The sequence below is a fragment of the Mangrovivirga halotolerans genome (genome assembly GCF_026241165.1).
Lineage (GTDB): Bacteria > Bacteroidota > Bacteroidia > Cytophagales > Cyclobacteriaceae > Mangrovivirga > Mangrovivirga halotolerans.
Genome location: NZ_JAPFQN010000019.1, coordinates 1 through 3,962, shown reverse-complemented (window position 1 = coordinate 3,962; position 3,962 = coordinate 1). Strand labels below are relative to the sequence as shown.

Here is a 3,962-nt window from a genome sequence, read left to right as displayed (position 1 = left end):
ATCTGCGATTTGACGGGTTTATTTAACATTTTAAATTTGTGTCAAAACGCAAATTTGGCTCAGTGCAACTTGACAGGTAGGTGCTTCGAAATCACTTACGTTTCTTATACTTACCGTTGGCGTACATGTAAAACAGACAATGAGTAGAATATACAAAATATGGACTGACTTAAAGGACTTGACAACTAATGCTCAAGTTTTAAGCTATTGGGAAAACCGACAGTCCAGAATTTTGGAAAACCTAAAAACTGCGAACTCGGACTTTGATACGGTAACGAATATTATTCATCGACTTGCAAAATCACTTAACGACAGAGAAAAGTATTCTGCTGTTTATTACCTATACAAAGCGGGCTATCAACCGATAGAAAATAAACTCAATCAGACCGACCAATTAAACGAAGTCAAATACGAACTCGGACGTGGGCTTCACCACAACAGAAAATACGACCACTCTAAAAGACTTTTTAATGAGTTGGCAAATACGGACTTTGACACAAGCCGAATTGACGGATGGTGGAATCAAACAGCCTTTGCGAGTACACGAGAAAGAATTTGGTTCAAAACGGACGTGTTACCTGCAATTGGAAGATTTGCAATTATGGTCGCCTATATTCTGATTGCTATTAAAACAGAAGAGTTTCTAATCTCAACAACTGTTTTCATTGTTCTTTTTGAGCTATATGAGACATGGTGGTATCAATACAGAGTGTCAAGTTATTTAAGGGAATTTGAAGGTTCTGCAGAGACCACAGAAATCAAAAAGAGTATCAAGAAAAAGATAATGATTGAACTTGGGATATCACTTCTGTTTTATCCTATCTACTTTTTGAAACAAGAATGGTTACTTCCTTTGGTCTTGATAATTGCAGTTTATTTTCAGGTTTTCCATTACGGACTGAATTACTACTATTTACCAAAATTAATTGGAGAATTAAATAGAAAAAACACGACACGCCAACAAGGTGTATAGTGCATACCCTGCGGGATACGCACCATACACAGAACGTTAGGCACAATTTTCAAAAATGACAAAAGAAGAAAAACTAAACAAAATACTTAGCTGGTACTCTGAAGTGAATGAAGAGGAAACCAAATATCTTGCTAAACAGGAGAACTTTCTTCAAGTTGATGAAATTGAGAAGTTAATAGGAGAAGCTATTCCAAAAGATATTAGAGACTTCTTCAAAAAATATGATGGAGAATCTGGAAATGGATACGGTTCTTTTTTTGGACATTCATTTGTTAGTCTTAGCGAAATGAAAAACAGTCTTGATTTTGCTAAAACACAAGTAAAACCTGAAAAACCAAAAATAACCGACCCCAATAAGTCAAATACCTTAATTAAGCGGATTATACAACTTGTAGTTAATGAACTTCCTTTAAAGAAAAAACTAGGATTTATCAAACCCAAATGGCACAAGGTAGAATTTAAAACTGGACCTGGTTCAATGGGAGGTCCATATTTTTATTTAGACAAGAACACTTCTGATAAAGAACGTGAGATAGTAAAACTGAGCCCCGAAACACGAAAGCAAATTTCACAATTCACAAAAGAACTTCACGAACTTGAAATTCAGGATTATAATTGGGATAATCTTGAAATTATAGCATACGGTGATGGGGAACATAAAATTGATAGAACATTCTACGATTTTGATAATACTTTACCATTAACATCAACTCCAGAAGGAGCAATAAAAAAGAAGTATTTCCACATCAAATGGATTCCGTTGATATCGGATTATGGCGGGAATTACATTGGAATTGATTTAGACCCTGATGAAAATGGGACAAAGGAGCAAGTTATTATCTTCGGAAGAGATGAGGAAGATATGATTGTTTTGGCTGACTCTTGGGATGAATTTCTAGATTGGAATCTTGATTTGATTGAGAAAAAAGGAGACAATCTAAAAAATGAAAGCCATTTACACGATATATATAAACAAATAAAAGTGCCTAACGATGTGTAAAAATCATAGCACCCTGCGGGATGCTACGATTTTTACACGAGACGTTAGCTCTCATAGCGTTTAGTGCTCATCCGCCTTTTTTTGAATCATCAAATCAATCAGCTTTTTCTTTATGATCATTTATGCGATTGACTGGGGATGTAGTTCTCTTTCGATCAGCTCTGTTTGATGAAAGAATTTTGTTCAATCGATCATTTTTTTAAATACCTTTTATTCGACTGCTATAGATTAAGCCTGGTTTTATCACGAAATTGATGAATTAGCACTAAACTTTGTCATCCGGTAGGCCTGTTTAAGGAATAATTAAGGATTACCGCAAGGTATTTTCTGCTAGTTGAAACAAGCCTTTGACCCGGAAATGATTTGCAGGACCTACCTGATGAAGATACGAGAGCTAACACAACCTATATCCCACCGCTTCTTTTTTCTATGAAAAAACTTATCTTTGAGAATCAGCTATGCACTTTTTGAAGTTTGCCGTGTGGCGGCGGGGCATAGCCAGACACGTTGTATGCTATATAAAATCAGATGATTACAATCAATCAAACACTATCCGATAAAGAAAGTAAAAAAGCGATAGCTAAACATTATTTTGGATATAAATACACATTGATAAATCCAATTATTGGTCTAATAACAATACTTGGAATAATAAGTATATGGATATTAAATTCTGAAATTTTGAATTATAAATTCCTAGTAGTTTTTGGATTAGGGATTTACTTATTATTAAGACCTGTTATTTATATTCAGAATGTATTTAAAAGTATGAATTCTAATAATAAACTATCAGACGATTTAAAAATTTTAATTGATGCTGATGATAGAATTATTACGAACATAGGAGAAAATAAGAGTATTTTTTCAATTAAGGATTTATATGCATATTATGAAGTTAAGGATTTTCTATTTTTATATGTTTCGAAAAACATGTATTTGATAATAAAAAGAGATAGTGTAGAGAATTCAGAATATCCAGAACTAATTAATGTTCTTAAAAGACATAACATTAAAAAAAGATAAATACAGCATACAACACTGCCTAAGCATCACACCCCACCCCGAGGGATGGGGTTCGCCGCTTAGCCTGAACGTTAGGGTGCATTTAAAAGAATGAGAAATTCAATTACATATCTGATAATTTTGACACTCCTTATTTCCTGCAATCAGGAAAAGCGACTTTTAGAATATTCACAGGAGAAAGCAGACAAATTTGTCGAAATGTATTCTGATGAATTTCTAAAAGACACTGAACTTTTAAGATACAGCTATCACCCAAGAGCACAATTTACCTTTGGACAAGATTCTTCCAACAATTACAGAATATTTCCTAGAGAAACCGAAATCAGAATGATTTGCTTTTCAGACAGCTGCGAATTGACAGAATCATTTAACGATACACCATTAAAGCTATCTGAAGGAAGTTACACTCTGAAACAAGACTCGATTTTTACGGATCTGAGTTATGATTCAACAACTTTTAAAATTCACCAGTTTAAGCAAAACCCTGAAGACTATTTCAACGGACTTAAAAAGCGACTTGAGAAATATGGTGTCTTTGCGTACTCTGAATCAAAAGACAAATCATTCGTTAAAGTTTATCTTTCAGTTCAGTACTATCTTGTCAATTCTAAGGATGTTGAAAATGACATTAATGAAGATGAAATATTAAAATCCTATAACGACAATTGGTATTTTGTGAAAATGAAACGACAAATGGATTTAGGATGAAAAAAATAAAAAACGCACCCTAACAATGCATATAGCTTATGGCGGGTGAATGGCTGTTAGGAAGGCTTTCGCTCCGTAGCCAGGTTCAGTTTCGGTCGACAGGAAAGTGCTTCGAAACCGCCACAAGCCATATGCAAACCGTTGTACCTAATTAAAAATGAATATATTTCCGACAACAGAATTAAAATTTAGTCTTGTCGACAATCAAAAGGAGACTATAGAACGATTAAATCGTAGAACGGAACATTCTGACTATCT

The 3,962-nt window shown here is 34.1% G+C and carries 4 protein-coding genes; all 4 read left to right on the top strand.

Translation table 11 applies throughout. The annotated features are described in order from the left end of the window. Nucleotides 1–139 precede the first annotated feature (139 nt). The 4 genes from OO013_RS19975 to OO013_RS19960 all read left to right on the top strand — a co-directional run bounded on the left by OO013_RS19975 (nt 140) and on the right by OO013_RS19960 (nt 3,704). Nucleotides 140–973, top strand: coding sequence for a hypothetical protein (locus tag OO013_RS19975; RefSeq protein ID WP_266058897.1), 834 nt, complete (start codon nt 140–142; stop codon nt 971–973). A gap of 55 nt (nt 974–1,028) precedes the next feature. Continuing rightward, entirely contained in the window at nt 1,029–1,973 is a 945-nt protein-coding gene (locus OO013_RS19970; RefSeq protein ID WP_266058896.1) for an SMI1/KNR4 family protein, read from the top strand. Nucleotides 1,974–2,501: 528 nt separating this feature from the next. Continuing rightward, the gene (locus tag OO013_RS19965) at nt 2,502–2,996 is read left to right on the top strand and encodes a YcxB family protein (protein ID WP_266058895.1); all 495 of its coding nucleotides are present in this window, start codon (nt 2,502–2,504) and stop codon (nt 2,994–2,996) included. Between the two features lie 90 nt (nt 2,997–3,086). After that, nucleotides 3,087–3,704, top strand: coding sequence for a hypothetical protein (locus OO013_RS19960; protein WP_266058893.1), 618 nt, complete (start codon nt 3,087–3,089; stop codon nt 3,702–3,704). Nucleotides 3,705–3,962: the final 258 nt, after the last annotated feature.

What these genes read in the sequence shown, in the direction of transcription:
- OO013_RS19960 (WP_266058893.1), top strand. Translation starts at nt 3,087, where the DNA reads ATGAGAAATTCAATTACATATCTGATAATTTTGACACTCCTTATTTCC.
- OO013_RS19970 (WP_266058896.1), top strand. Translation starts at nt 1,029, where the DNA reads ATGACAAAAGAAGAAAAACTAAACAAAATACTTAGCTGGTACTCTGAA.
- OO013_RS19975 (WP_266058897.1), top strand. Translation starts at nt 140, where the DNA reads ATGAGTAGAATATACAAAATATGGACTGACTTAAAGGACTTGACAACT.
- OO013_RS19965 (WP_266058895.1), top strand. Translation starts at nt 2,502, where the DNA reads ATGATTACAATCAATCAAACACTATCCGATAAAGAAAGTAAAAAAGCG.